General features: G+C 55.7%; 20 protein-coding genes. 11 read left to right on the top strand and 9 right to left on the bottom strand.

Annotated features, from left to right (window positions below; genetic code table 11):
• Position 1: 1 nt before the first annotated feature.
• The 3 genes from sapA to pspF all read right to left on the bottom strand — a co-directional run bounded on the left by sapA (position 2) and on the right by pspF (position 3,088).
• Positions 2-1,624, bottom strand: a complete 1,623-nt coding sequence (gene sapA / locus AC6I8A_RS10325; RefSeq protein WP_497818431.1) for an ABC transporter substrate-binding protein SapA — start codon at positions 1,622-1,624, stop codon at positions 2-4.
• 152 nt (positions 1,625-1,776) lie between these two features.
• Positions 1,777-1,953: a hypothetical protein gene (locus AC6I8A_RS10320; protein ID WP_436332993.1), complete on the bottom strand. Its 177-nt coding sequence runs from the start codon at positions 1,951-1,953 to the stop codon at positions 1,777-1,779.
• 136 nt (positions 1,954-2,089) lie between these two features.
• Positions 2,090-3,088 (bottom strand): phage shock protein operon transcriptional activator, encoded by a 999-nt coding sequence (gene pspF / locus AC6I8A_RS10315; RefSeq protein WP_293797009.1) that lies wholly within the window; start codon positions 3,086-3,088, stop codon positions 2,090-2,092.
• A gap of 164 nt (positions 3,089-3,252) precedes the next feature.
• On the opposite strand from pspF, the gene pspA reads away from it, so the two are divergent.
• From pspA to tyrR, 7 genes are all read left to right on the top strand, one after another.
• The gene (gene pspA / locus AC6I8A_RS10310) at positions 3,253-3,918 is read left to right on the top strand and encodes a phage shock protein PspA (RefSeq protein WP_497818430.1); all 666 of its coding nucleotides are present in this window, start codon (positions 3,253-3,255) and stop codon (positions 3,916-3,918) included.
• Positions 3,919-3,978: 60 nt separating this feature from the next.
• Positions 3,979-4,206 (top strand): envelope stress response membrane protein PspB, encoded by a 228-nt coding sequence (gene pspB / locus AC6I8A_RS10305; protein WP_256696535.1) that lies wholly within the window; start codon positions 3,979-3,981, stop codon positions 4,204-4,206.
• Entirely contained in the window at positions 4,203-4,550 is a 348-nt protein-coding gene (pspC, locus tag AC6I8A_RS10300) for an envelope stress response membrane protein PspC (protein WP_256696534.1), read from the top strand. Before pspB ends, pspC begins: the two co-directional genes overlap by 4 nt.
• A 47-nt stretch (positions 4,551-4,597) precedes the next feature.
• Positions 4,598-4,846 carry a phage shock protein PspD gene (pspD, locus tag AC6I8A_RS10295; RefSeq protein WP_007888070.1) on the top strand — a complete coding sequence of 83 codons (249 nt, stop codon included), beginning with the start codon at positions 4,598-4,600 and terminating at the stop codon, positions 4,844-4,846.
• Positions 4,827-6,224 (top strand): YcjX family GTP-binding protein, encoded by a 1,398-nt coding sequence (locus tag AC6I8A_RS10290; protein ID WP_265298104.1) that lies wholly within the window; start codon positions 4,827-4,829, stop codon positions 6,222-6,224. Before pspD ends, AC6I8A_RS10290 begins: the two co-directional genes overlap by 20 nt.
• Complete coding sequence (locus AC6I8A_RS10285) at positions 6,221-7,294, top strand: TIGR01620 family protein (RefSeq protein ID WP_497818429.1); 1,074 nt, start codon at positions 6,221-6,223, stop codon at positions 7,292-7,294. Before AC6I8A_RS10290 ends, AC6I8A_RS10285 begins: the two co-directional genes overlap by 4 nt.
• A 213-nt stretch (positions 7,295-7,507) precedes the next feature.
• On the top strand, positions 7,508-9,073 hold the full coding sequence (tyrR, locus tag AC6I8A_RS10280; RefSeq protein WP_265298108.1) for a transcriptional regulator TyrR: 1,566 nt from the start codon (positions 7,508-7,510) through the stop codon (positions 9,071-9,073).
• 126 nt (positions 9,074-9,199) lie between these two features.
• Here the strand turns inward: tyrR and AC6I8A_RS10275 are convergent, their stop codons facing one another.
• The 3 genes from AC6I8A_RS10275 to tpx all read right to left on the bottom strand — a co-directional run bounded on the left by AC6I8A_RS10275 (position 9,200) and on the right by tpx (position 13,401).
• Positions 9,200-11,236, bottom strand: coding sequence for a glycoside hydrolase family 31 protein (locus AC6I8A_RS10275; protein ID WP_265298110.1), 2,037 nt, complete (start codon positions 11,234-11,236; stop codon positions 9,200-9,202).
• Positions 11,233-12,612 (bottom strand): glycoside-pentoside-hexuronide (GPH):cation symporter, encoded by a 1,380-nt coding sequence (locus AC6I8A_RS10270; protein WP_265298112.1) that lies wholly within the window; start codon positions 12,610-12,612, stop codon positions 11,233-11,235. The genes AC6I8A_RS10275 and AC6I8A_RS10270 overlap by 4 nt, the downstream gene beginning before the upstream one ends.
• A 285-nt stretch (positions 12,613-12,897) precedes the next feature.
• Positions 12,898-13,401, bottom strand: a complete 504-nt coding sequence (gene tpx, locus AC6I8A_RS10265) for a thiol peroxidase (protein WP_265298114.1) — start codon at positions 13,399-13,401, stop codon at positions 12,898-12,900.
• Positions 13,402-13,555: 154 nt separating this feature from the next.
• Here tpx and ycjG point away from each other — a divergent pair, with 154 nt between their 5' ends.
• Positions 13,556-14,542 carry an L-Ala-D/L-Glu epimerase gene (gene ycjG, locus AC6I8A_RS10260; RefSeq protein WP_265298116.1) on the top strand — a complete coding sequence of 329 codons (987 nt, stop codon included), beginning with the start codon at positions 13,556-13,558 and terminating at the stop codon, positions 14,540-14,542.
• On the opposite strand, the gene mpaA is transcribed toward ycjG, so the two are convergent.
• Positions 14,511-15,224: a murein tripeptide amidase MpaA gene (gene mpaA, locus AC6I8A_RS10255; RefSeq protein ID WP_265298118.1), complete on the bottom strand. Its 714-nt coding sequence runs from the start codon at positions 15,222-15,224 to the stop codon at positions 14,511-14,513. The genes ycjG and mpaA overlap by 32 nt on opposite strands.
• A 210-nt stretch (positions 15,225-15,434) precedes the next feature.
• On the opposite strand from mpaA, the gene AC6I8A_RS10250 reads away from it, so the two are divergent.
• From AC6I8A_RS10250 to AC6I8A_RS10240, 3 genes are all read left to right on the top strand, one after another.
• Complete coding sequence (locus tag AC6I8A_RS10250) at positions 15,435-17,054, top strand: peptide ABC transporter substrate-binding protein (protein WP_497818428.1); 1,620 nt, start codon at positions 15,435-15,437, stop codon at positions 17,052-17,054.
• A 121-nt stretch (positions 17,055-17,175) separates the two neighbouring features.
• Positions 17,176-18,159 carry a zinc transporter ZntB gene (gene zntB, locus AC6I8A_RS10245; RefSeq protein WP_256696524.1) on the top strand — a complete coding sequence of 328 codons (984 nt, stop codon included), beginning with the start codon at positions 17,176-17,178 and terminating at the stop codon, positions 18,157-18,159.
• 255 nt (positions 18,160-18,414) lie between these two features.
• Positions 18,415-18,561, top strand: coding sequence for a hypothetical protein (locus AC6I8A_RS10240; protein WP_008106445.1), 147 nt, complete (start codon positions 18,415-18,417; stop codon positions 18,559-18,561).
• Between the two features lie 51 nt (positions 18,562-18,612).
• Here the strand turns inward: AC6I8A_RS10240 and ttcA are convergent, their stop codons facing one another.
• Together ttcA and nifJ are read right to left on the bottom strand one after the other, a co-directional pair.
• A complete protein-coding gene (ttcA, locus tag AC6I8A_RS10235; RefSeq protein ID WP_008106443.1) occupies positions 18,613-19,548 on the bottom strand; it encodes a tRNA 2-thiocytidine(32) synthetase TtcA in 936 nt (311 codons plus the stop codon).
• A gap of 195 nt (positions 19,549-19,743) precedes the next feature.
• Positions 19,744-23,271 (bottom strand): pyruvate:ferredoxin (flavodoxin) oxidoreductase, encoded by a 3,528-nt coding sequence (gene nifJ, locus AC6I8A_RS10230; protein WP_497818427.1) that lies wholly within the window; start codon positions 23,269-23,271, stop codon positions 19,744-19,746.
• Positions 23,272-23,357: the final 86 nt, after the last annotated feature.

The raw sequence follows: 23,357 nt of genomic DNA, 5'->3' as shown, positions 1-23,357 counted from the left end.
CCTACTCCTCGCTGCTCTCATCACGGTAAACGCCGGCGAACGAGGCGTTACCAAACGGGCTTAACACCAATCCTTTAATGTCATGCCGATAGGCCTGCAAACGCAGCGACGACGCCAGCGGCAGCACCGGCAACTCCTGCGCCAAAATCTGCTGTGCTTTGTCGTAGCTATCAATGCGTGCCGACAGCTGCTGGGACAACAGCGCGTGCTGCAACGCTTCATCAAATGCGGGCGAGCACCAATGTGCGTAATTGGTCTGCGAACGGATCGCCGCGCAGCTTAACAGCGGACGGAAGAAACTGTCGGGATCGTTACTGTCGGTCGCCCAGCCGGTAAGCGTGAGATCGTGATTCATCTCCATCAATTGCGCTTCCTGGAAACGACCTTCCACCGGCGCGATGGTGACGCGCACGCCAATCTGCGCTAAATCCGCCTGCAACAGCTCAGCGGTTTTCAGCGGGCTGGGATTCCACGACTGCGAGGAAGAGGGCACCACTAAACGTAAATGCAGATCTTCCAGCCCCAGCGCTTTCAACTCTTCACGCGCTCTGGCCGGATTGTATTCGGTGACGCGCGCATCGTTGTCATAAGCCCAGGATGCACGCGGCAGAATCGAGGCGGCAGTTTCGGCGGTGCCGTAATAGATCGACTCCATCAGGCGTTCGTTATTGATCGCCAGCGCCAGCGCGTGGCGCACTTCCGGGCGATCGAGCGGCGGCTTGCGGGTGTTAAACGCCAGATAGGCGATGTTCATGCCGGGGCGCAGCGTCATGCGCAGACGCGGATCGTCGCGCAATATGCTCAGCTGGCTGGCGGCGGGATAGGCCAGTACATCGCATTCGCCGGTGAGCAGTTTGGACAAACGTCCGGTGCCGCCGACGCCCAAATCAATCACCACCTGCTGCAAACGCGGCACGCCTTTCCAGTACTGTGGATTGCGCGCCAGGCGCAGATATTGTCCGGTGCGGTATTCGCTCAGCTGGAACGGGCCGGTGCCGACCGGTTCACGATCCAGCTGTTCCTGCTGGCCTTTGGCGCTGAGATTATAGGCGTACTCCTGCGAAAGAATCGGCGCGTAATGCGTCGCGATGTGCCACAGGAATGAGGCGTCCGGGCTGTTGAGGCGGATTTCAACCGTATCGCTATCCAGCTTTTTCACGCTCTGCACGGAATCGGCAAACTGCAGGCTATCAAAATAGGGATAGCTGCCGCCGTTGACGTTGTGCCACGGATGCTTGCGATCAAACATGCGCGCAAAGCTGAACACCACATCGTCGGCGTTCATTTTACGCGTCGGTTTAAACCAGTTGGTGTGCTGGAAGGCGACATCTTTGCGCAGGTGGAAACGGTAGGTTGCGCCGTTATCCCGCACCTCCCAGCTCTGAGCGAGGTCGGGGATTAACCGATAAGTATAAGGATCCACGTCCAGCAGCCGGTCATACAGCTGCGCCGCCAGCGTATCAACGACTAAGCCGCTGCTGACCATTTGTGGGTTGAAGGTATTAACCGTGCCGTTAACGCAATAGACAAAACCGCTGTTGCGGATGTTGTCCGTTGGCGCGGCCCACGCTGACGCGCTCATCATGCTGAGACCAAGCAGCAGAGAGGGGAATAATTTTGGCATAGAACTCAACGATTCTGAGGCAATAGCGTGAGTGTATCTTAAACGTCACGTACTCCCCAAATTCGCGACGCTTCTGCTGTGTTTTTCGCCAAGATGGCGATGGGGTAATCACAATCTCTGTGTGGAAATGAGAAAAATTCTCAATTATGGGTTTACAGATGATAATAAGAATGATTATTATTCTTCTGCGCTTCGACGGTGGCTCTACCGAAGAAGAGCACGACATTGCTCACATTGCTTCCAGTATTAGTTGCCCGCGTCTCGCGGGCTTTTTTTTGTGTGACGTTTTTCCCGTCATCTTTTACGCTGCTGCTGCGTTGGCTGCGCACGCTAACCCCGGTCACATACTGATGTATGCTCCCGGGGATTATCGCACTTGCCGCCTTGCATCAGCGCAAAAGCTTTTGGGAAAAGCGCCACACACTTGTGCGATAAAACGTACGGGCGCCATTTATGGCGACCTGGTTAATCCTCGTCGCGGGCCTGAATCCCGTGCTTCTTCATCATGGCGCGCAACTGATGATACGTCACACGCAACAACTCGGCGGCGCGGCGCTGGTTGTATTTGGCCTGCTGCAAACTCGCTTCAACCAGTTCGCGTTCCTGCTGATTTTGCCACTGACGTATATCCAGCGGCAGGGAAGGCAAAGCAGAGGTTTCGGGTGAAGCGACAACGTTGGCGGGCGGCGTACGCGGTGCAAAAGGGTTGATGATGATGTTATCCAGCTCATCGTCGGCGCTGTGATGGCGATAGACCGAACGCTCAACCACGTTTTTCAGCTCGCGCACGTTGCCGGGCCAGCTGTGATTCAGTAGCGCCAACTGGGCGCGATCGCTGAAGCCGGGGAACAGCGGCAAGCCTAGCTCGCGGCACATTTGAATCGCGAAATGGTTGGCCATCACCAGGATGTCGCTGCGGCGTTCACGCAGCGGCGGCAGCTGCACCACATCAAAGGCGAGGCGATCGAGCAGGTCGGCGCGGAATTTTCCGGCGGCGGCCAGCGCGGGCAGATCTTCATTGGTGGCGCATACGAGGCGCACATTGACCTGCAAAGATTGATTGCCGCCCACGCGCTCCAGCTGACCATATTCAATCACGCGCAGCAATTTCTCCTGCACCAGCATCGGTGCGGTGGCGAGTTCATCCAGGAATAGCGTGCCGCCATCGGCGCGCTCGAAGCGTCCCAGATGGCGTTTTTGCGCCCCGGTAAACGCGCCGGCTTCATGGCCGAACAGTTCGGAATCAAGCAGGTTTTCATTCAGCGCGGCGCAGTTCAGTGAAACAAACGGGCCTTCCCAGCGGTTCGATAGATAATGCAGGCGGCTGGCGATCAGCTCTTTGCCTGTACCGCGTTCACCAATCACCAGCACCGGTTTTTCCAGCGGCGCCAGGCGCGAAACCTGTTCCAGTACTTCCAGAAAGTTATTCGATTCGCCTAAAAGGTTGTCTGAACTATTCGCCATGATGAAATTCGCCACTGATTAATCAATTTCACTACCTTAAGGGATGTTCTGGCGGATGTAAAATAAACAAATGGCGTAAAATCAATAAATTAAAAGTTGGCACGCGAATTGTATTAGTGAAGAGCGCCTCGCGCACCTACATACAAAATTTGAGGAACATCATTATGGGTATTTTTTCTCGTTTCGCCGACATCGTGAACGCTAACATCAACTCTCTGCTGGAGCGCGCCGAAGATCCGCAGAAACTGGTACGCCTGATGATTCAGGAAATGGAAGACACGCTGGTAGAAGTCCGTTCAACCTCAGCCCGCGCGCTGGCAGAAAAGAAACAGCTGCTGCGCCGTAGCGAGCAGGCTGAAATTCAGCAGGCCGAATGGCAGGAAAAAGCGGAGCTGGCAATCAATAAAGGTAAAGAAGACCTGGCGCGTGCTGCTTTAATTGAGAAGCAGAAACTGACTGATTTGATTGCTGCGCTGCAGCAGGAATCGACCCAGGTTGAAGAGACGCTGGAGCGGATGAAAGGTGAGATTGGTGAGCTGGAGAAAAAACTCACTGAAACCCGTGCGCGTCAGCAGGCATTAACGCTGCGTCATCAGGCGGCATCGTCATCACGTGATGTGCGTCGTCAGCTCGACAGCGGCAAGATTGATGATGCGATGGCACGTTTCGAATCCTTTGAACGTCGCATCGATCACATGGAAGCAGAAGCAGAAAGCCAGCGTTTTGGTCAGCCAAAAGGTCTGGATCAGGAGTTCGCCGAGCTGAAAGCCGATGATGAAATCAGCCAGCAGCTGGCCGCGCTGAAAGCTAAGATGAATCGCCCTGAGTGATCGCCACGGGCCTGATTGCGGGCCCGAGTTAAAAATGGTGTTAGTGATTAAGGAGAGTCAATGAGCGCACTTTTTTTAGCCATACCCTTAACGATTTTCGTGCTGTTTGTCGCACCAATCTGGTTATGGCTGCATTACAGCAACAAACGCAACGGCGGCGCCGATTTATCGTCGAGTGACCTGCAGCGTTTGCAACTAATTACTCAGGATGCGCGCCGCATGCGTGAGCGTGTTGAAGCGCTGGAAGCCATTTTGGATGCCGAACATCCAAACTGGAGGCAACCATGATGAATGGCCGTAAACTGTGGCGCATTCCGCAGCAGGGCAAAGTGCGCGGCGTATGCGCGGGTATTGCTGAGTACCTCGATATCCCGGTGCGCTTGCTGCGCGTGATTGTGGTGCTGTCGCTGTTCCTTGGACTGTTTATGTTCACCGTTGTGGCTTATTTCATTTTAGGTTACGTGCTGGATGAAAAACCCGCTAATGCGAGCAACGAACATCAACCTAGCGCACGTGAACTGCTCGACGAGCTGGAAACAACGCTGCAAAGCGATGAGCAAAAAGTGCGTGAAGTAGAACGCTATGTCACTTCAGAAACGTTCAGCGTACGCAGCCGCTTCCGCCAGATCTAAATTCCCGGGCTTTCGGGCCCACTTCTTCTATTGTGATAAGAGGCTCTATGCAAACTCAACGTTTTACTGCTCTGCGCCGTCGCGCGACACCTGCGTTGATGTCGGCGGGGAAATTTATCATTATTAGTGCAGTAACTTACGGGCCCGGCGGTATCGCTGGCTGGGCAGTGAAATCGGTGGCGCGCCGTCCGCTGCGCCTGTTGCTGGCGGCCGCCCTGGAACCGTTGCTGAGCAAAGCGTTTAAACGCTTATCGGCACGATTCATCAGGGAGAACGATGAAAAGACTGCAAAATGAATTCGTGGCGTTGATGAACCGCGGTGTTGACCGCCATCTGCGCCTAGCTGTAACCGGTTTGAGCCGCAGCGGCAAAACCGCGTTTATCACATCGCTGGTTAACCAGCTTCTCAATGTCCACAGCGGCGCCCGTTTGCCGCTGTTTTCCGTGGTGCGCGAAGATCGCCTGCTGGGCGTTAAACGCGTACCGCAGCGCGAACTCGGCACGCCGCGCTTCACCTACGATGAAGGTCTGACGCAGCTGTACGGCACGCCGCCAATGTGGCCGACGCCGACGCGTGGCGTAAGCGAAATGCGTCTGGCGCTGCGCTATCGTCCGGATGAATCGCTGCTGCGCCATTTCAAAGATACCGCCACGCTCTACCTCGAAATCGTCGATTATCCCGGCGAATGGCTGCTGGATCTGCCGATGCTGGCGCAGGATTATCTCAGCTGGTCACGTCAGATGGTGGGCTTGCTGCAGGGCGATCGCGCCGAGTGGTCAGCGCAATGGCGTAGCTTGTGCGCCGATCTCGATCCTTTTGCGCCCGCCGATGAAAATCGTCTGGCAGCGATTGCTGCGGCCTGGACCGATTACCTGCACCAATGCAAAAGTGAAGGCTTGCACTTTATCCAGCCGGGCCGCTTTGTGTTGCCAGGCGATATGGCTGGCGCGCCGGCGCTGCAGTTCTTCCCGTGGCCACAGGTCGACGAGATGCAGGTTAGCAAGCTGGCGCAAGCGCCAGCGGGCAGCAACTTCGCCATGCTGCAGCAGCGTTTCAACTATTACTGCCAGCACGTGGTGAAAGGATTCTATAAAAATCATTTCCTGCGCTTCGATCGCCAAATCGTGCTGGTCGATTGTCTGCAACCACTGAACAGCGGTCCGCAAGCGTTCAACGATATGCGCCTCGCGTTGACGCAACTGATGCAGAGTTTCCATTACGGTCAGCGCACGCTGTTCCGCCGCCTGTTTTCTCCGGTCATCGATAAGCTGTTGTTTGCTGCCACTAAGGCCGATCATGTGACTTCCGATCAGCATGCCAATATGGTGTCGCTGTTGCAGCAGTTGGTGCAGGACGCGTGGCAGAACGCGGCGTTTGAAGGCATCAACATGGATTGCCTCGGTTTGGCCTCGGTGCAGGCCACGGAAAGCGGGCTGGTGGATCATCGCGGCGAGAAGTTACCGGCGTTACGCGGTCATCGTTTAGCCGATAACGAAGCGCTGACGTTCTATCCCGGCGAAGTGCCGCCGCGCTTGCCGGGCCACAATTTCTGGCAACAGCAGGGATTTCAGTTTGAACAGTTCCGGCCGCAGCAGCTGGATGTTGATCGTCCGCTGCCGCACATTCGCATGGATGCCGCACTGGAATTTTTACTGGGAGATAAATTGCGATGAGCGACGAAACACCTTTAAAAGGACGCATTGATTTTGCCCGTCCGCTGACGGTAGAAGCGGAAAAACCACTGCGCGCCGCGCAAACCTTTAGCGCGGACAGTGAGAAGGCCTTTCTCGCCACGGCAGAAACCGAACCGCTGGAAGAGGGCGAAGGCGAAAAAGTGGTGGAAGCCGCGCTGCGGCCAAAACGCAGCCTGTGGCGCAAAATGGTGGGTGTTGGCCTGGCTATTTTCGGCGTCAGCGTGGTGGCGCAGGGCGCGCAGACGCTGCACGATGCATGGATGGTGCGCGACTGGTTTACCCTCGGCACTGGCGTGGCCGGCACATTGATTGTCGCTGCGGGCGCAGGCGCGCTGATTGGCGAATGGCGGCGTTTATATCGTCTGCGTCAGCGGGCTGAAGAGCGCGATATTGGCCGCGAAATGCTGCACAGCCACGGCGTGGGAAAAGGTCGCGCGTTCTGTGAAAAGCTGGCGCAGCAGGCTCAGCTCGATCAGGCGCATCCTGCACTGCAGCGCTGGCATGCGGCGCTGCATGAAACTCACAACGATCGTGAAATCGTCACCTTGTATGCCCAACTGGTGCAGCCGGTACTGGATCGTCAGGCACGCCGTGAAATCAGCCGTCACGCCGCCGAATCGACGCTGATGATTGCCGTCAGCCCGCTGGCTTTGGTGGACATGGCGTTTATAGCCTGGCGCAATCTGCGGCTGGTGAATCGCATTGCCGCGATTTATGGCATTGAGCTGGGCTACTTTAGCCGCATCCGCTTGTTCCGCTTAGTGCTGCTCAACATGGCGTTTGCCGGCGCTTCCGAACTGGTGCGTGAAGTCGGGATGGATTGGATGTCGCAGGATCTTGCCGCGCGCCTGTCAACCCGCGCTGCGCAAGGGATCGGTGCCGGTTTGCTCACCGCGCGTCTCGGCATTAAAGCGATGGAATTGTGTCGTCCATTACCGTGGCTGGAAGATGATAAGCCGCGTCTCGGTGATTTCCGTCGCGAGTTAATCGGTCAGCTGAAAGAATCCCTGGTAAAAAATGGGGATAAAGCAGGGCAGGCTGCTAAATAATCAGCACTTGCTTACCTTTCACGCTGCAACAGGCGTGAAAGGTAAAATTATCTGTGCTACCACGCATATTCGGCGGGATTTTTGTTGGTCGCTCCGCTACACTTCCCTTTATCACCAGCCTCTGGCTGTCAACTTTTCCTGACAGGCCTCTTCTGAGGCGCTGCAAGTTAGCGTATTATCACTAAAATCAAAACCTGACTAAGGCTCATCGCAATGCGTTTGGAAGTTTTCTGCCAGGACCGAATCGGTCTGGCGCGCGAGTTGCTCGACCTGCTGGTTGCCCGCAATATCGACCTGCGCGGCATCGAAATTGCGCCACTCGGTCGCATTTATCTCAATTTCACCGCGCTGGAGTTTGAACCCTTCAGCAATCTGATGGCGGAAATCCGCCGTACACCTGGCGTGACAGATGTGCGTACCGTTTCGTTTATGCCCTCTGAACGCGAGCATCGTGCATTGAGCGCGCTGCTGGTGGCGATGCCGGAACCGGTATTATCCATCGATCTGAAATGCAAGGTCGAGTTGGCCAATCCGGCGGCACAAAATCTGTTTACCCTTGATGAACAGAAGCTGCGCAACCAAAACGTTGGCACTTTAATCACCGGCTTTAATTTCCAGCGCTGGCTGGAGAATGAACGCGTTGACGCGCAGGCGCAGCATGTGGTGATTCAGGGGCGCGATTTCCTGATGGAAGCGCGACCGATTTATCTGGCTGAAGAAGAGGGCCAGAGCGATCTGCCGGTTGGCGCGATGATCACTCTGAAATCGACGGCGCGAATGGGCCGACAGCTGCAGAATCTCACCGTCACCGATGATTCGGAGTTTGATCACATCGTGGCGGTTACGCCAAAAATGCGTCAGGTGATCGATCAGGCGCGCAAGCTGGCCATGCACGACGCGCCGCTGTTGATTGTCGGCGATACCGGCACCGGGAAAGATATGCTGGCGCGCGCCTGTCATTTACGCAGCGCACGCGGCAAAAAACCGTTCCTGGCGCTGAACTGCGCCTCACTGCCGGATGATGTGGCCGAAAGCGAGCTGTTTGGTCACGCTGCCGGTGCTTACCCCAATGCGCTGGAAGGCAAAAAAGGCTTCTTCGAGCAGGCTAACGGCGGCTCGGTACTGCTGGATGAGATTGGCGAAATGTCGCCACGTATGCAGACCAAACTGCTGCGCTTCCTCAACGACGGCACGTTCCGCCGCGTGGGTGAAGAGCATGAAGTGCACGTTGATGTGCGTGTGATCTGCGCCACGCAGAAGAATTTGATTGAGCTGGTACAGCGCGGTGAGTTCCGTGAGGATCTGTTTTATCGCCTGAATGTGCTGACGCTCAATCTTCCGCCGCTGCGTGAACGTCCGCTGGATATTCTGCCGCTGACCGAAATGTTTGTCGCTCGTTTCGCCGACGAGCAAGGCTTGCCGCGTCCGCGTCTTTCATCTCAGCTGACGCCGTTCCTGACGCGCTACAACTGGCCGGGTAACGTGCGCCAGCTGAAGAATGCGCTGTACCGTGCGCTGACGCAGCTGGAAGGTTATGAGCTTGGACCACAAGATATTGTGTTGCCAGAGCAGGCGCTGGATGTGTCATTGGGCGAAGAGGCGATGGAAGGTTCTTTGGATGACATCACCAGCCGCTTCGAACGTTCAGTGCTGACGCGTCTTTATCTCTCTTATCCCAGCACGCGCAAACTGGCGAAACGCCTCGGTGTTTCGCATACCGCCATTGCCAATAAGCTGCGCGAATATGGGTTAGGGCAGAAGCGTAACGACAGCGAATAAAGCTCGCACATCCTGTAGGGTCGCCATTCATGGCGACCTGGCTCGCAAAAGTGCATCAACCTTGGCAAGCAGATGTCTTTGTCATTGGTCGCCATGAATAGCGACCCTACGTTTATTTAGCTGGTTTTAGCCGGGTGCGCGAATATCTACCTGACTTCCTTCCCGCTTAAACACCGGAATTTCACTCAATGGCGCGACGATGTTGATGCGTTGTCCGCCTTGATAGCACTCGCCATTACGCGCAATCCATTGCTCGCCAGCAGGTAACCACACTTCACGTTCACGCTGCCCGGCGTGCAGCACCGGCGCCACCAGCAGGTCGCGGCCTAGCAGATACTGATCCTCCACTTGCCAGCTCTCTGGCTGCTGCGGGTAGTGATAGAACAGCGGGCGCATCACCGGATCGCCGAGCTCATGCGCTTCGCGCATCAGGCCGTCAATATAGGGGCGAATCTGTTCACGTTGCAGCAAACAGCTTTTCATCAGTGCGTAATTCTCCTCACCGTAACTCCATACTTCATTGGGTGATCCGCTGTTGCACTGCGCAATACCGTCGCGCCAGGCTTCATCAGGTGCAATCTGTGGCTCGCGGTAACCATGCAGACGCATCACCGGACAGAATACCGCCCACTGGAACCAACGGATCAACAGTTCATGAAACGCCGGATCATGAATGTTCCCGCCCTGAAAACCGCCGATGTCGGTGGTCCACCACGGAATTCCCGCCATCGCCATGTTTAGCCCGGCTGTGAACTGATTACGTAAGGCATGGAACGAGGAGTGAACGTCGCCCGACCAGGCAAGCACGCCGTAACGCTGGCTGCCCGCCCAGGCGCAGCGCACCAGATTGACGATCTCGCTCTCGCCTTGTTGTTGCAGACCTTCATAAAATCCGCGGGCAAACAGCTGCGGATAGATATTGCCCACTTCCTGAACCGGACCGAGATGATAGCGGTAGTTATCAAAATCGTACGCGCGATATTCCGGTTCCGCTTCATCGAGCCAGAAGGTGCGAATGCCGTGGTCATAATAGTTGCGCTTAACTTCCTGCCAGACGAACTCGCGGGCGGCGGGATGCGTGGCGTCGAAAAAGGTGGTGTTGCCCATAAAATCGAGATTCACCGATACGCCGCGCTCACTGTTGACCAGCAAGCCTTTGGATTTCATCAGACGATAGTTATCACTGCGGCTGTCCACCGTGGGCCACACCGACACCATGGTTTCGATGCCCATCTCCTTCAGTTCCTGCACCATGGCGCGCGGATCCGGCCAGTCCCGCGCATCGAAACACCAGGTTCCCTGATTTGGCCAGTGAAAAAAGTCGATGACAATTACCGAGAGCGGCAGATGCAGGCGGCGATATTCGTGCGCTACTTCTAATACTTCCTGCTGAGTGCGATAGCGCAGTTTGCATTGCCAGAAGCCGGTAGCAAAGCTGGGCATCATCGGTGCTGTGCCGGTGGCGCGGCCATACTGGCGCACAATCTCAGCCGGTGTGTCGCCTGCGGTAATCCAGTAATCCATCTGATCTGTTACTTCGGCCTGCCAGCGTGTGCCGTTTTTACCAAAAGTCACTTCGCCGATGGCCGGGTTATGCCACAGCAAACCGTAGCCGAGATTGGATACCATAAACGGCACGCTGGCCTGCGAGTTACGTTGCGCGAGCTCCAGCGTGCAGCCTTTCAGATCGAGACAATCCTGCTGATACTGGCCCATGCCATAAATTTTCTCCTCCGCTCGCGCTTCAAAGCGCACGCTGAGCTGATATTTCCCTCCCGGAATTGGTCGAAAGGCGCGCGCATCCAGCTTCAGCGCGCTGATGTATTTGTCCTGACTCTTTTCGCTGGTGCCGATTCCCACGGTGCTGCGCTGACGCCAGAACTCTTCCAGCAGCAGTTCTCCGTACTGATTGTAAAAAGCCAGTTGGCCGCGAATATTCAACGTGGCGGTGATATTCCCGTTGCGCAGGCTGAGGGATTCATGCTCCTGCTTGATCTCCACCTCGCAAGCCGCAGGCGATAACAACGCCCAGTCATGGTCGATCAGTTCAGGCTGACAGGTGGCTCGTACTCGCAGGCTATGCGCGCCCCAGGGTTCGATAACCAGGGTCTGACGGTCAAATGTCCAGATAATACGCTGCGATTCGGCGCGTAATTCACTCATGACAACTCCTGTGGTTGTAAAAGGGTGGAAGCCGTTGCAGCCGGTTGGGCTGACACTTTGTTCTGATTGATGGTGCGCATGGTGACATCGTTAAGTTTGTAGCCGCGCATCGCCAGTGCGCTTAACAGCGACAGCAGGCCGGGAACCACCGAAAACAGCGCGACGATGGCCATCATGGCGGCGGGTTGCTGATGCGGTGCCTGAGCAACGTAACCGCTCAGACCCAGCGTCCAGCCGACAATTGCGCCGCTAACCGCCATGCCCATTTTCAATACGGCGAGCAGCGTGGAGAAGACGGTGCCATCGAGGCGCTTGCCCTGACGATATTCACCGTAATCCACTACGTCAGCCATCATCACCCACATCAGCGTGGTCGTGACCTGATAGAAGCTCGAGACGATGAACGTCATGCCGACTAACAGCGCCAGCGATCCCGGCAGGAACACGATACTGATACTCAACACGCCGGCAGTGATGGCGCTGAGGGTAAAGGCGGTGATCTTGTTTAGGCGCCGCGTTAGCAGTTTTGCCAGCACGCTACCAACGCTCTTGCCGACGATATGCGCGGCCAGCAGCCACATGAAGAGGCTGGCATTACCCAGAAAATAGGTGACGTAGTACATCATCGCGCCGAGTCTAACCACGCCGAACGAGATATTGCAGAACACCAGCAATGCGACCACGCGCCACTGATCGTTACGCAGTAAATCGCGTAAATCGGCGAGAAAGTTGCCGTGGTTGGCGGGCGCATTGATACGTTCGCGGGTGTTGAGGAAGCAGATAAAGAACAGCAAGGTTGCCAGCGTCGCCATAATCGACATCGCCGCGAAGTAACCGTCCAGTTTGTTACCGCCGCCCAGCCAGGTGGCGAGGGGGATCATCAGGAAAGTGGACATTGCGCCGCCCAGCGTGGCCAGGAAGAAACGCCATGATTGCAGGGAGATGCGCTGATTATCATCGGCAGTGATAATCGCCCCCATCGAGCAGTAAGGAATATTGATGGCGGTGTACATCAGCATCATCAGGCTGTAAGTCACGGCGGCGTAAATCATCTTTCCGGTGAGCGACAGGCTTTCCGGCACCGCATAAATCAGCATACAACTGACGCCGAACGGTACCGCGAGCATCAATAGCCAGGGACGGAATTTGCCCCAGCGTGAACGGGTTCGGTCAGCCACCATCCCCATCGCCGGATCGATCACCGCATCGGCGACGCGCGCCAGTAAAAACAGCGTGCCGACAAAGATCGCGGGCAGGCCCACCACATCGGTGTAGTAAAAGGTAAGAAAAATGATGACGTTATCAATGGCGATATGGCTGGCCATATCGCCGAGCCCGTAACTGAACTTTTCTTTAATGGATAAGCTTGCTTGCATAAAGATTCCCGCCTGTCTTTGAATCGCTTAAGGGCAATTGACGCTTAGTTATAGGTAGCGAAGCGGACGGGAACAATTGCGGGATCTGTTACGGGTTTTATGTTTTTTGATTAATGTGATACGGGTAACAAGAATCACAGTAAAAATGCATCAATGCAGGACGAAGTGCTACGTATCACGATAAATCAATGGGTTGAATAGGGATCTGAGTTGAAGGCGGGCATAAAAAAGCACCGAAGAATTAATCATTCGGTGCTTCTGTTTCGCCTTAACAGCGGACTAACGTTACTTCAGCGCAGCCAGCGCCGCATCGTAGTTTGGCTCTTCGGTGATTTCATTCACCAGCTCGCTGTAAATCACTTTATCGTTTTCATCCAGCACCACCACGGCACGCGCGGTCAGGCCTTTCAGCGGGCCATCCGCAATCGCCACGCCATAGTTTTCTTTGAACTCAGCGCCACGCAGAGAAGAGAGCGTGATCACGTTGTTGACGTTCTCAGCGCCACAGAAGCGTGACTGAGCAAAAGGCAGGTCGGAAGAGATGCACAGCACGACCGTGTTGTCTGCTTCACCTGAGCGCTCGTTAAACTTGCGCACCGATGCCGCACACACGCCAGTATCAATGCTTGGGAAAATGTTCAGAACTTTGCGTTTGCCTGCATAATTAGCCAGGGATACATCAGCAAGATCTTTGGCGACCAGGCTGAAAGGTTTAGCTTGCTCGCCAACTTGTGGGAACTGGCCTGCAACCGGCACCGGATTGCCCTGAAAGTGAACAGTCTGAGACATGCGATTTCCTTTTTTAACGATGAAATATCTGACTTTTGGAACGTCAGAACAGGTATAGCGCTTGTTTATGACATAATTTTTAAGGGTTTACGAGCGCATTTCCTGGCGATAATCGAGCCGGCTCGCATTTAAGCGACGGATTTAAGGAGAAATAATGAGAACAGTGAAGAGTTATCCGGAAGCCTGGCCGTTACATTCGCCGTTTGTTATTTCACGCGGCAGTCGCACCGAGGCGCATGTTGTGGTGGTGGAGATCGAGCAGGATGGCGTTAAAGGCGTCGGGGAAGCGACGCCGTACGCGCGCTACGGTGAAAGCGAGGCGTCGGTGCTCAAGCAGATCGCCTCGCAGCTGAGTGCGTTGCAAAGTGGGATGACACGTGAAGCGCTGCAACAGGCGTTACCGGCGGGCGCGGCACGTAACGCCATCGACTGCGCACTGTGGGATCTGGCACGACAGCAGCAGGGCAAAAGTCTGGTGCAATTGTGCGCGGTGCAACTGGCCGACGAGATTGTCACCGCACATACCATCAGCATCGATACGCCAGATGCGATGGCCAGCAGCGCGCAGGCGTTGTGGCAACATGGCGCGCGTTTATTGAAGATTAAAATGGACGATCACCTAATTAGCGAACGTTTAGTGGCGATACGCAGCGCGGTACCGGACGCGACTTTGATTGTCGATGCCAACGAATCCTGGCATGCCGAAGGCCTGGCGGCACGCTGTCAGCTGCTGGCCGATCTCAATGTCGCGATGCTGGAACAGCCGCTGCCGGCCGCAGAAGACAGCGCGCTGGGCAACTTTATCCATCCGCTGCCAATCTGCGCCGATGAAAGCTGCCACACGCGTGAAAGCCTGCCGCAGCTGAAAGGGCGCTATGAGATGGTGAATATCAAGCTGGATAAAACCGGTGGATTAACCGAAGCGTTAGCGCTGGCAGAGGCGGCGCAGCAACAGGGATTCGCCATTATGCTCGGCTGCATGCTCTGCACCTCACGGGCGATTCGTGCGGCATTACCGCTGACGGCGCGCGCGACGTTCGCCGATCTCGACGGTCCAACCTGGCTTGCGGCCGATGTAGAACCGTCGCTGCACTTCTCTCACGGCGTACTTAAGCCGCTGGCTGCCAGCGCAGCAGATTGATCATCGCTTCCAGATAGACTTCGGTGGCTTCGTCCACCGAAATCGGCGGCATCTCGGCGGTAATACACAACAGGCCGAGATCGTCGCACCAGCTGCCAAACGAACCCGGCGTGGCATAACCCACGCTACTCACCACCGGCAGCGCGGTCTGCTGCGCCAGCCACTTTGCTAAATCGCTGTGGTGCGGATCGTCAATGCAGGCCAGCGGTTCATGCCACGAAACCACCCAGCGCGGTTTAATCTGATGAATGAGCTGGCACAGCGCGCGGGTTTCCGGTTCGGAAGAGGGACCTGATCCGGTTGAAAGCACCACATCACGTTCATCCGCTTCACTGTTCCAGCGATATACCGTGTCGCCATGCTGCCAGTTAGCGGCGGGGAAGTTACGGTTGAGATCGACGCCGTTGGCGTTGGCGCGCAACCCCAACTGACAACCATCGGGATTGACCGCCAGAACAACGTGATGACGCCGCAGCGCCTCCGGCAAGGTACGCATCGCACCGGATAATGTGGCAATCGCGGCATTCTCATCGCCGTGCGTGCCAGCGATAATCAGCCCGCTTTCGGCATCGGCGGCGGGTGCCGGAAACCACAGCAGTGGCGCGCCCAGCACCGATTGCCCGTATTGTTGCCAGACAGCGTCCAGCTTGCCGCGTAGCGGACGTGGATGGTATGACGACATAACGTTCCTCTATGAAATGCTTCCAACACCGCCAAAAGCCTTCTGGCGTTTAAGGTAAAAAATGTGACCGGGAATCCAGCCTCAACATAACGGTAAATAGCCTGCGGGGAAATAGCTATATATCAATCAGCAATTTGCGATAAAGTGCCAAACGTTGCTGGCGACACAATCTCTTCGCGGTCGCCATTTTTTTCGCGTAAAGGAGTGGTGATGAAACTAACGTTCCGCAAGACGCTGACTGCGTTAATTGTAGCCAGTGCAGTCTCACCCGCATTCGCCGCCAACGTGCCGTCGGGCGCACAGCTGGCCAGCACCCAGGAAATCGTTCGCCATATTAAAGATGAACCCGCTTCACTCGATCCGATGAAGGCGGTTGGCCTGCCGGAAATTCAGGTGATGCGCGATCTGTTTGAAGGGCTGACCAACCAGGATGCCCACGGAAAGATCGTGCCGGGCGTGGCGCAAAGCTGGAGCAGCAACGACAACAAAACCTGGATATTTACCCTGCGCAAAGATGCGCGCTGGTCAAATGGCGAGCCGGTTACCGCGCAGGATTTTGTCTACAGCTGGCAACGTTTAGTTGAACCAAAGAACAGTTCGCCATTTGCCTGGTTTGCCGCGCTGAGCGGCATTGAGAACGCGGAAGCGATCACCAAAGGACAGATGAGCGCCGATAATCTCGGGGTGACGGCGACCGATGCGAACCATCTTAAGGTGACGTTGTCACGCCCTGTGCCGTGGTTCCCGAGTATGGTTGCTAATGCCGCGATGTATCCGGTATCGCAGAAAGTGATTGAAAAAGAGGGTGATAGCTGGACGTCACCGGGCAAGCTGGTCGGCAATGGCGCTTATCAGCTTCAGGATCGCGTAGTAAACGAAAAAATCGTTCTGGTGCGCAACGCCAACTATTGGGATGACAAAAAATCGGTGCTGACCAAAGTCACCTTTATCCCGATTAATGAAGAGTCCAGCGCCACTAAGCGCTATCGCGCCAATGATATCGATATCACCGAATCCTTCCCGAAAAACATGTACGCGCTGCTGAAGAAAGAGCTGCCAGGCCAGGTTTACACGCCGGATCAGCTTGGCACCTATTACTACGCCTTCAATACCGAGAAAGGGCCAACCGCCGATGTACGCGTGCGTAAGGCGCTGTCATGGAGCATCGATCGTCGCATTATCGCGGAGAAGGTTTTGGGCACCGGTGAGAAACCGGCCTGGCACTTTACACCGGACGTTACCGCCGGCTTCACCCCGATGAAAAGCTATCTGCAGCAACATAGCCAACAGGAGCTTAACGCGCAGGCCAAAGCATTACTGACGGCGGCGGGTTATGGACCCGGTAAACCGCTGCATTTGTCGCTGCTCTACAACACCTCGGAAAGCCATCAAAAAATCGCTATCGCGGTGGCTTCAATGTGGAAGAAGAATCTCGGCGTGGATGTCACGTTGCAAAATCAGGAGTGGAAAACCTATATCGACAGCCGTAACAGCGGCAATTTCGATGTGATCCGCGCCTCGTGGATCGGTGATTATAATGAGCCGTCAACCTTCCTTAGTCTGCTGACCTCGACGCACAGCGGCAATATCGCGCGTTTCCGCAGTGCCGATTACGATGCGGTGATTAATAAAGCCAGCACCGAAACCAGCGTGGCGGCGCGTAACACCGATTACAACAAAGCCGAGCAGATCATCGCCGATCAGGCCCCCATCGCGCCGATCTATCAATATACCAACGGCCGCTTGATCAAGCCGTGGGTGAAAGGATATCCGATCACCAATCCTGAAGACGTGGCGTACAGCCGCGAGCTGTGGATTGAAAAGCATTAATCCAGCCCATCCGCAGGCGGTGATTGTGACCGCCTGTCATCTTTGCTCACAGCCTGATGATTGCAACTGGTCTGCGCCACGCTAGACTGTATCGTATTGATTTTGATAGTGAGGCGAGTGCGTGAACGTCATTGAAGGAAAAGCGTTACAAGTATCCGATGCCATTGTGTCCTGTCAGCTGGACGGCGCAGGCGGCATGATCCCCATCGAAGATAAAGACGTCATCAACTGCGAACGTCCCTGCTGGTTGCACCTCAATTACACCCAACGGCAAAGTGCGGAATGGCTGCAAAACACGCCACTGATCCCCGATTCTGTGCGTGACGCGCTGGCGGGCGACAGCATGCGTCCGCGCGTCACGCGCCTTGGCGACGGCTTCATGATTGTGCTGCGTAGCGTGAACCACAATGCTGATTCGCGTCCGGATCAGCTGGTGGCAATGCGCGTGTTTATCAACGATAAGCTGATTGTCTCGACGCGCCGTCGCAAAGTGTACGCTATTGATGCCGTGCTGACCGATCTGCAAAACGGTAATGGTCCGGTTGATGGCGGCAGCTGGCTGGTGGATGTGTGCGATGCGTTAACCGATCACGCCAGTGAATTTATCGAAGAGATGCACGATAAAATTATCGAACTGGAAGATGCGTTAATGAATCAGGAAGTACCTGCGCGCGGCGATTTGGCGCTGCTGCGTAAACAGCTGATTGTGATGCGTCGTTATATGGCACCGCAGCGCGATGTCTACGCGCGGCTGGCCATCGAGAAGATGGCGTGGATGAACGATGACGATCGCCGCCGCATGCAAGAGGTCGCCGATCGTCTGGGCCGTGGACTGGACGATCTCAATGCGGGCGTGGCGCGAACCTCGATTCTGGCAGATGAAGTGGCGTCAATCCTTGCGGAATCGATGAACCGTCGCACTTATACCATGTCGTTGATGGCGATGATCTTCCTGCCAGCCACCTTCCTCACCGGTTTATTCGGCGTCAACCTCGGCGGCATTCCTGGCGGCAATTGGGCGCTGGGTTTCACCGCCTTCTGCGTGCTGCTGCTGGTGATGGTGGGCGGTGTGGCGATATGGCTGAAACGGCGGAAATGGTTGTAAGGCAGAAAAGCGGATTAAACCTGATCGATATCAATATCCCACCAGGACAATCGGGGCAAACTCTTTCCCGCAGGTGAATGCAACGTCAAGCGATGGGCGTTGCGCTCCATATTGTCTTACTTCCTTTTTTGAATTACTGCATAGCACATTTGATTCGTACGACGCCGGCCCATCCGCCGGCTTTTTTTTGCCCGCTTGGCTTGAATACGCATCCTTTCCTATGCTTAAAGGACATTCAGAGACAAGGAGAAGGGCATGCAAGCGATCATTGCCAGCGAACCAATTCCTACCGATCCACCACCGATTCCCGAACCGATTCCACAACCGCAGCCGATACCACCCGCACAACCTCCGTACGATCCCGAATTTCCGCCGATCCAGGATCCACCACCGCACCGCTAATAAAAAAGGCGCGTAGTCGAAGCGACGCGCCTTATTTAACAGCAAAACCGGTTATTTAATTTCCAGCACATCAAGACGTACGCTGAGATTGGGCGCGTCGTCCTCTTCTGGCTGCCATCCCGCAGGCTGCACCGGCAAGCTTTCACGATCAAACGCCAAATCACCGCCATCTACCACGGCATCACCGTGTTTGATGCCTTTGAAATCGAACAGATTGATGTCGGCCATATGTGATGGCACCACATTCTGCATCGCGGTAAACATGGTTTCGATACGGCCTGGATAACGTTTATCCCAGTCGCGCAGCATATCGGCAACCACCTGACGTTGCAGATTCGGCTGCGAACCGCACAGGTTGCACGGAATGATCGGGAACTGGCGCGCTTCGGCAAAACGAATGATGTCTTTCTCGCGGCAATAAGCCAGCGGGCGAATCACGATATGTTTACCGTCGTCGCTCATCAGTTTGGGTGGCATGCCTTTCATCTTGCCGCCGTAGAACATGTTTAAGAACATGGTCTGCAGGATATCGTCGCGATGGTGACCTAAGGCGATCTTAGTACAACCCAACTCGGTGGCGGTGCGATACAGAATACCGCGGCGCAGACGTGAACAGAGCGAGCAGGTGGTTTTGCCTTCAGGAATTTTATCTTTAACGATGGAATAGGTGTCTTCGTTAACGATGTGATACTCAACGCCCTGTTGTTCCAGATAGGCCGGCAGAATATGCTCCGGGAAACCGGGCTGTTTCTGGTCGAGATTCACCGCCACCAGCGAGAAGTTCACCGGCGCGCTCTGCTGCAAATTACGCAGGATTTCCAGCATGGTGTAGCTGTCTTTACCACCAGACAGACAAACCATGATGCGATCGCCTTCTTCAATCATGTTGAAGTCAGCAATGGCTTCGCCCACGTTGCGACGCAAACGCTTCTGCAGTTTATTGAGGTTGTACTGCTCTTTTTTTGTTACTTCTTGATTTTCTGACATTATTTTCACGCTTGAGAGTGAAGGCGAGGGCCGTTAGCGGCTGAAGCAATCTTCAGCGGCAATAAACCCTATAAACATGACTGCGTATGGTACGGATTGCGGGCGCGAATGCTAGCCTGAAGTGATCTCTTTTCTGATGATAGCGTCATTGCACGATTAGAGTAACACCCGGCGCAGGGCACCGGGCTTTTTCATCTACTCGCTTTTCTCGGTTTTCCCTGCTAACTCCGCCAGCCGCTGATAACGCTGACTGGCGGCTTCCGTTGCATCGCGCCACAACTGTGACGCTTCTTCAGGCCGCTGGGTTTGCAACTGGCGGAAACGCTGCTCGTTCATTAATGCCTGTTCCAGTTCGGAGGTCGGCGGACGCGAATCCAGCGCCAGCGCGGCTTTCCCTTGCTCCGCGCGTCGTGGATCAAAGCGATACAGCGGCCAGAAACCGCTGGTGGTCAGCAGGCGCATCTGCTCGTGGCTGTAGGCAAGATCATAGCCATGTTCTTCACACGGGCTGTAAGCGATGATCAGCGACGGTCCCGGCCAGGCTTCCGCTTCCTGAATCGCTTTCACGGTTTGATTGAGCTGCGCGCCCAGTGAAATCTGCGCCACATACACATGCCCATACAGCAGCGTCGACATGCCGAGATCTTTACGCGCCTTGCGTTTGCCTTGTTCGCCAAACTTAGTCACCGCGCCGAGCGGCGTCGCTTTTGATGCCTGTCCGCCGGTATTCGAGTAGCACTGCGTATCCAGCACTAGCACGTTGACGTTTTCGCTCAGGCTCATCACGTGATCGAGGCCGCCGTAACCAATGTCGTACGCCCAGCCATCACCACCTATCAACCAAACTGATTTTTCTACCAGCGCATCGGCTGCATCATGTAAGGCTTTGGCTTCCGGCTGCGATGACGCAGCAAGCAGGGCGCGCAGCTGTTCAATTTGCTCGCGTCGTTGCGATATGGTGACATTGTCACCTTTTAGTGCATCAACCAATTCCGCCGGTAACTGCGCCGCGCATTGATTCAGTAATCTGAGCGCGCGCTGTTTCTGCTGATCGACGCTCAAGCGGAAGCCCAAACCAAATTCGGCGTTATCTTCAAACAGCGAATTCGCCCACGCCGGACCGCGACCTTCGGCATTGGTGGTGTATGGCGTGGAAGGCAGATTGCCGCCGTAAATGGAGGAGCAGCCGGTGGCATTGGCAATCAGCAGACGATCGCCATACAGCTGCGTTAACAGTTTGATATAGGGCGTTTCACCGCAGCCCGAACAGGCACCGGAATATTCAAACAGCGGCGTGATCAGCTGCGAGGTGCGGATATCAATACGTTCCAGCTGCTCGGCGGTGATCTCAGGCAGCGCGAGGAAAGCAGCGTAATTGGCCTTTTCCGTCTCAACATGCTCGAGGCGTGATTTCATGTTGATGGCTTTGATTTCCGGATGCTGGCGATCGCTGGCCGGGCACACTTCGACGCACAGATTACAGCCGGTGCAATCTTCCGGTGCCACTTGCAACACGTATTTCTGTCCGCGCATATCGCGCGATTTCACATCCAGTGAAGCGAGCGAAGCTGGCGCATCTGCCAGCGCTGCAGGATCAACCACTTTGGCGCGAATCGCGGAGTGCGGGCAGGCGGCGACGCAATGGTTGCACTGGGTACAGAGATCGGGCTGCCAGATCGGCACGGCTTCAGCGATATTACGTTTTTCCCACTTAGTGGTGCCAACCGGCCAGGTTCCATCCGGCGGTAGCGCCGAAACCGGCAATTTATCGCCAAGGCCGGCCAGCATCGCTGCAGTGACGGTTTTGACAAAATCGGGTGCGCTATCAGCTACCACTGGCGGGCGATGTGGGCTGCGATCGTCTACCGGCTTTAGCGGCACTGGCTGCAGCGCTTGTTGTGCCATCGCTAGCGCTTGCCAGTTACGCTGCACCAGCTCTTCACCTTTGCTGCTATAGCTGCGCGCAATGGCGTTTTGCAGTTCAGTTAACGCGCTATCGCCCGGCAAAATCTGGGTCAGCTGGAAAAAGGCCATCTGCATCACGGTGTTGATGCGCGCGCCCAGCTGGCATTCGCGGGCAATACGCGCCGCGTTGATCACATAGAATCGCGCCTGTTTATCGTTGAGTTGGCTCTGCACTTCCTGCGGCAGGCGCGACCACACGTCCTCAGCGCTGTAGGGCGTATTGAGCAGAAAAATCCCGCCCGGTTTAAGCTGATCGAGCATCGAATATTTATCGATAAACTGCAGCTGATGGCAACCAATGAAGTCGGCTTGCTGAATCAGATAGGCGGATTGAATCGGATACTCACTGACGCGCAGATGGGAAACTGTCAGGCCGCCAGCTTTCTTTGAGTCATAGACGAAATAACCCTGCACGTGCCACGGCGTGGCGTTGCCGATTATCTTTAGGTTGTTTTTGCTGGCGCTGACGCTGCCGTCGCTGCCCAAACCATAAAACAGCGCTTCGAGCCGTGCGCGATTCGGCACGATATTGGTTTCTATCGGTAGCGAAAGATGGGTGACGTCGTCGTAAATGCCGACGGTAAAACGCGCTGGCGGTTGATCGCGCTGCAAGGCGCGGAACACTACCAGCACCGCATCGGGTGCGAACTCTTTCGACGACAAACCATAGCGACCGCCAATCACCTTCGGCAGCGTTGCGCGCTCGCCACGGCTGTAGGCTTCAGCCAGCGCGGTCATCACATCCAGGAACAGCGGTTCGCCCAGCGCGCCGGGCTCCTTGGTGCGATCGAGCACCGCAATTCGTTGGGCGGAAGCGGGGATCTTTTGCAGCAAATGCGCCGCCGAAAACGGGCGATAAAGGCGCACTTTCACCAGCCCGACTTTCTCGCCGCGCTGCAGCATCACATCAATCGCCTCTTCGGCGGTGCCGCAGCCGGAGCCCATCATCACAATCACGCGTTCAGCCTGTGGATGGCCGTAAAACTCAAACGGCTGATAATGGCGGCCGGTATTTACGCCAAACGCGTTCATTGCGTCTTCTACATGCTGGGTGCAATCGTCGTACCAGCGGTTAGTGGCTTCACGTGACTGGAAATAGGTATCAGGATTGGCGGATGTCCCGCGAATCGTCGGGCGATCCGGCGTTAACGCGCGGGCACGATGGGCATTAATCGCCTCGGCGGGCATCAGCGTCTGCAAGGTTTCATCGCTGATCGGCACGATCTTGTTGATTTCATGCGAGGTGCGGAAGCCATCGAAGAAGTGGATAAAAGGGATGCGGCTATTCAGCGAGGCGATTTGTGCAATCAGGGCAAAATCCTGTGCTTCCTGCACGCTGGAGGCGCAGAGTTGCGCACAGCCGGTTTGACGCACCGCCATGACATCGGAGTGATCGCCAAAAATAGACAGCGCGTGCGTTGCCACGGTACGCGCCGCGACGTGCAGAACAAATGGCGTCAGCTGGCCAGCCAGTTTGTAGAGCGTGGGGATCATCAACAGCAATCCCTGCGACGAGGTGAAAGTGGTCGAGAGTGCGCCGGTTTGCAGCGCGCCGTGCACGGTGGCGATCGCGCCGCCTTCCGATTGCATCTCAACCACGCGCGGCACATCACCCCAGATATTCCGGCGGCCTTCGCCTGACCAGCTATCCGCCAGCTCGGCCATGGTCGAGCTGGGCGTGATGGGATAAATGGCAATCACTTCGCTGGTGCGGAAGGCGACCGAAGCCACTGCACCGTTACCGTCGACGGTAATCATAAATCGTCCTTTGCTACGCTGAGAAACCCGTAAAATTTACGGGGGTTATCAGTTCAGTTTAGCAAAGGGCTTTGACGCGACTTTTT

This window comes from Pantoea sp. X-Soil-ISGK-275, from assembly GCF_059730795.1.
This window is presented reverse-complemented; position numbering and strand designations above follow the sequence as displayed.

Bases quoted from the DNA above. Each gene is read 5' to 3' on its own strand.
- ttcA (WP_008106443.1), bottom strand. From the start codon at position 19,548: ATGTCAGAAAATCAAGAAGTAACAAAAAAAGAGCAGTACAACCTCAAT.
- AC6I8A_RS10285 (WP_497818429.1), top strand. From the start codon at position 6,221: ATGAGCGACGAAACACCTTTAAAAGGACGCATTGATTTTGCCCGTCCG.
- pspA (WP_497818430.1), top strand. From the start codon at position 3,253: ATGGGTATTTTTTCTCGTTTCGCCGACATCGTGAACGCTAACATCAAC.
- mpaA (WP_265298118.1), bottom strand. From the start codon at position 15,224: ATGTCGTCATACCATCCACGTCCGCTACGCGGCAAGCTGGACGCTGTC.
- AC6I8A_RS10275 (WP_265298110.1), bottom strand. From the start codon at position 11,236: ATGAGTGAATTACGCGCCGAATCGCAGCGTATTATCTGGACATTTGAC.
- ycjG (WP_265298116.1), top strand. From the start codon at position 13,556: ATGAGAACAGTGAAGAGTTATCCGGAAGCCTGGCCGTTACATTCGCCG.
- nifJ (WP_497818427.1), bottom strand. From the start codon at position 23,271: ATGATTACCGTCGACGGTAACGGTGCAGTGGCTTCGGTCGCCTTCCGC.
- sapA (WP_497818431.1), bottom strand. From the start codon at position 1,624: ATGCCAAAATTATTCCCCTCTCTGCTGCTTGGTCTCAGCATGATGAGC.
- AC6I8A_RS10270 (WP_265298112.1), bottom strand. From the start codon at position 12,612: ATGCAAGCAAGCTTATCCATTAAAGAAAAGTTCAGTTACGGGCTCGGC.
- AC6I8A_RS10240 (WP_008106445.1), top strand. From the start codon at position 18,415: ATGCAAGCGATCATTGCCAGCGAACCAATTCCTACCGATCCACCACCG.
- pspF (WP_293797009.1), bottom strand. From the start codon at position 3,088: ATGGCGAATAGTTCAGACAACCTTTTAGGCGAATCGAATAACTTTCTG.
- AC6I8A_RS10250 (WP_497818428.1), top strand. From the start codon at position 15,435: ATGAAACTAACGTTCCGCAAGACGCTGACTGCGTTAATTGTAGCCAGT.
- tpx (WP_265298114.1), bottom strand. From the start codon at position 13,401: ATGTCTCAGACTGTTCACTTTCAGGGCAATCCGGTGCCGGTTGCAGGC.
- pspC (WP_256696534.1), top strand. From the start codon at position 4,203: ATGATGAATGGCCGTAAACTGTGGCGCATTCCGCAGCAGGGCAAAGTG.
- pspD (WP_007888070.1), top strand. From the start codon at position 4,598: ATGCAAACTCAACGTTTTACTGCTCTGCGCCGTCGCGCGACACCTGCG.
- tyrR (WP_265298108.1), top strand. From the start codon at position 7,508: ATGCGTTTGGAAGTTTTCTGCCAGGACCGAATCGGTCTGGCGCGCGAG.
- AC6I8A_RS10290 (WP_265298104.1), top strand. From the start codon at position 4,827: ATGAAAAGACTGCAAAATGAATTCGTGGCGTTGATGAACCGCGGTGTT.
- pspB (WP_256696535.1), top strand. From the start codon at position 3,979: ATGAGCGCACTTTTTTTAGCCATACCCTTAACGATTTTCGTGCTGTTT.